The 3033-nt window shown below is 71.5% G+C and carries 4 protein-coding genes; 2 read left to right on the top strand and 2 right to left on the bottom strand.

What is annotated here, in order from left to right; all coding sequences use genetic code 11:
- Together meaB and ACFU99_RS39150 are read right to left on the bottom strand one after the other, a co-directional pair.
- On the bottom strand, nucleotides 1-877 hold an 877-nt coding region (gene meaB / locus ACFU99_RS39155; RefSeq protein WP_384402156.1), incomplete at its 3' end, for a methylmalonyl Co-A mutase-associated GTPase MeaB.
- Between the two features lie 42 nt (nucleotides 878-919).
- Nucleotides 920-2122, bottom strand: coding sequence for an acetyl-CoA C-acetyltransferase (locus tag ACFU99_RS39150; protein ID WP_384402154.1), 1203 nt, complete (start codon nucleotides 2120-2122; stop codon nucleotides 920-922).
- A 137-nt stretch (nucleotides 2123-2259) separates the two neighbouring features.
- Between ACFU99_RS39150 and mce the strand changes: the two genes are divergently transcribed.
- Both mce and ACFU99_RS39140 read left to right on the top strand, forming a co-directional pair.
- A complete protein-coding gene (gene mce / locus ACFU99_RS39145) occupies nucleotides 2260-2688 on the top strand; it encodes a methylmalonyl-CoA epimerase (protein ID WP_363229275.1) in 429 nt (142 codons plus the stop codon).
- 164 nt (nucleotides 2689-2852) lie between these two features.
- A partial coding sequence (locus ACFU99_RS39140) for a hypothetical protein (protein ID WP_384402150.1) occupies nucleotides 2853-3033 on the top strand: 181 nt, incomplete at its 3' end.

The raw sequence follows: 3033 nt of genomic DNA, 5'->3' as shown, positions 1-3033 counted from the left end.
GCGCGCCCAGCCGCCGGTCCCCCCGCAGGTCCCCGATCTTCTCCCGCAGCGCGGTGACGGCGATCGTCTCGACCTCGCGGGCGGCGCGCTGGGCGCGCCTTTCCGCGAGCGCCCCGTGCTCCTCCATCCACGCGCGGTGCTTCTCCAGCGCCTCGACGACCTCGTCGGTGCCCTCGCCGCGCGCGGCGACCGTCTTGACGATGGGCGGCCGCCAGTCGCCGGGGGCGCGGGACTCGCCCAGGCCCAGCATGTGGTTGAGCTCGCGGGCGGTGGCGTCGGCGCCGTCGCGGTCGGCCTTGTTGACCACGTACACGTCGCCGATCTCCAGGATTCCGGCCTTGGCGGCCTGGATGCCGTCGCCCATGCCGGGGGCCAGCAGCACCACGGAGGTGTCCGCCTGGGCGGCGATCTCCACCTCGGACTGGCCGACGCCGACGGTCTCGACGAGCACCACGTCGCAGCCCGCCGCGTCCAGCACCCGGATGGCCTGCGGGGCGGCCCAGGCGAGCCCGCCGAGGTGGCCGCGGGTGGCCATGGAGCGGATGTACACGCCAGGGTCACTGGCGTGCTCGGACATCCGCACCCGGTCGCCGAGGAGCGCGCCGCCGGAGAACGGCGAGGACGGGTCGACGGCGAGGACGCCCACCCGCTTCCCGGCCCGGCGGTAGGCGCTGACCAGCGCGGACGTCGAGGTGGACTTGCCGACGCCGGGCGAGCCGGTCAGCCCCACCACGTACGCGCCGCCGGTCAGCGGGGCCAGCGCGGCCATCACCTCGCGCAGCTGCGGGGACGCCCCCTCCACCAGCGAGATCAGCCGGGCCACGGCGCGCGGCCGGCCCTGGCGGGCCTGCTCGACCAGGGTGGGGACGTCCGCCATCACTGCTCCGTTCTCCAGTACTCGCTGTTCATTTACCCGGGTTCACTTACCCGGCACGCGGATGATCAGTGCGTCGCCCTGGCCGCCGCCGCCGCACAGCGCCGCCGCGCCGACGCCGCCGCCGCGCCGCTTCAGCTCCAGCGCGAGGTGGAGTACGAGGCGGGCGCCGGACATCCCGATGGGGTGACCGAGCGCGATGGCGCCGCCGTTGACGTTCACCTTTTCCGAGGAGATTCCGAGGTCCTTCATTGACTGCACGGCGACGGCGGCGAACGCCTCGTTGATCTCGATGAGGTCGAGGTCCGCGACGTCGAGGCCCTCCTTGCCGAGGGCGTGCCGGATGGCGTTGGAGGGCTGCGACTGGAGGGAGTTGTCGGGGCCGGCGACGTTGCCGTGCGCGCCGATCTCCGCGATCCACTCCAGGCCCAGCTCCTCGGCCTTGGCCCTGCTCATCACGACGAGGGCGGCGGCGCCGTCGGAGATCTGCGAGGCGGTGCCCGCGGTGATCGTGCCGTCCTTGGCGAAGGCGGGGCGGAGCTTGCCGAGCGATTCGACGGTGGTCTCGCCGCGGATGCCCTCGTCCTTGGCGAAGACGACCGGCTCGCCCTTGCGCTGCGGGATCTCGACGGGTGTGATCTCGGCCTCGAAGACGCCGTTCTTCTGGGCGGCGGCGGCCCGCTGGTGGGAGCGGGCGCCGGTCTCGTCCTGTTCGGCGCGGCCGATGCCGAGGCGGGTGTTGTGCTTCTCGGTGGACTCGCCCATCGCGATGTTCTCGTAGGCGTCCGTGAGGCCGTCGAGCGCCATGGAGTCGAGCATCTCCACGGCGCCGTACTTGTAGCCCTCGCGGGACTTCGGGAGCAGGTGCGGGGCGTTGGTCATCGACTCCTGGCCGCCGGCCACGACGATGTCGAACTCGCCCGCGCGGATCAGCTGGTCGGCGAGGGCGACGGCGTCGAGCCCGGAGAGGCAGACCTTGTTGACGGTGAGCGCGGGCACGCTGAGCGGGATGCCGGCGGCGACGGCCGCCTGCCGGGCGGGGATCTGCCCGGCGCCCGCCTGGAGCACCTGCCCCATGATCACGTACTGCACCTGGTCGCCGCCGATGCCGGCCCGGTCGAGGGCGGCCTTGATCGCGACTCCGCCGAGGTCCGCTCCGGAGAAGGAGCGCAGGGAGCCGAGCAGGCGGCCCATGGGCGTACGGGCGCCCGCGACGATCACAGAGGTGGTGCCGGTCGTACCAGTCATGGTGCGGCCCCTTCGCGCTGAGGGATGTTAACGAGGGTTCCCGTCAATGTACTGAGCGGTACCCGCCCGGTCACCGGGCGGAAGGTGTGATCGCGCGCACGTTGCGTAACCATGCGTGCGAGCGGTGCACTGGAGGCATGCTGACGCGAATCGACCACATCGGGATCGCCTGCTCCGACCTCGACGCGACCGTCGAGTTCTACCGTGCCACGTACGGCTTCGAGGTGTTCCACACCGAGATCAACGAGGAACAGGGCGTGCGCGAGGCCATGCTGAAAATCAACGAGACGTCCGACGGCGGCGCCTCGTACCTCCAGCTCCTGGAACCGATCCGCGAGGACAGCGCGGTCGGCAAATGGCTGGCCAAGAACGGCGAGGGCGTGCATCACATCGCCTTCGGCACCGAGGACGTGGACGCGGACGCCGCGGCCGTGCGGGACAAGGGCGTCCGGGTACTCTACGACCAGCCGCGACGGGGGTCGATGGACTCCCGCATCACCTTCCTCCACCCCAAGGACTGCCACGGAGTCCTCACCGAACTCGTCACCGCGGCACCGGAGCACTGACCTCTGCCATCCCCGGCCGGTAGAGTGCAGGTTCGGCCGGGGTACGGGATCGGGGCTCGGCCCAAGCTTTGCCGATGATCTGACACCATTTCTTCGGAAGGGCCGGCTCCGCGTTCGCACCAGCGCGCAGGACGGAGCAGGCCGCCAACGCGACCAGGGGACGGATGGACCGCGCAGTGCGGGGCGACGACCGCTACGAGCCTGAAGACCACCTCTCGAAGTTCGAAGCCGAGATGAAGCGGCTGCGGACCGAGCGGGAGAAGGCCGTTCAGCACGCCGACGACCTCGGCTATCAGGTCGAGGTGTTGCGCGCCAAGCTGCACGAGGCGCGCCGCAGCCTCGCGG

It is taken from the genome of Streptomyces sp. NPDC057654 (assembly GCF_042800135.1).
GTDB lineage: Bacteria > Actinomycetota > Actinomycetes > Streptomycetales > Streptomycetaceae > Streptomyces.
This window is presented reverse-complemented; position numbering and strand designations above follow the sequence as displayed.